The organism is Photorhabdus africana (assembly GCF_035181445.1).
Classification (GTDB): domain Bacteria; phylum Pseudomonadota; class Gammaproteobacteria; order Enterobacterales; family Enterobacteriaceae; genus Photorhabdus; species Photorhabdus laumondii.
In genome coordinates this window covers 1-203 of the sequence record NZ_JAXBVE010000362.1, presented here as the reverse complement: position 1 = coordinate 203, position 203 = coordinate 1, and the positions used below count along the sequence as shown (strand labels likewise).

1 protein-coding gene is annotated in these 203 nt (G+C 43.3%); it reads left to right on the top strand.

Going from position 1 to position 203, the window contains the following annotated elements; all coding sequences use genetic code 11:
* Positions 1–203: hypothetical protein (locus SLS51_RS24075; protein ID WP_323840953.1), on the top strand; the 203-nt coding region annotated here is incomplete at both ends.

The window sequence follows — 203 nt, the reverse complement described above, 5'->3', positions numbered from 1 at the left end:
CAGTCAGGTTGATGATATCAATGCGGAAGATATGATTGTCTTTAACGACATTAACTGGCAAAACCTGTGGTTCCAGCGCAGTGGATATGATTTGGTGTTATCAGTAAACCGCCCTACACAGGATAAAACCGCGCAGGGTGTCTTTGAATCAATCGGTTCAGTCACCTTTAGTGATTACTTTAATGGTAACCGTGCCAAACTGG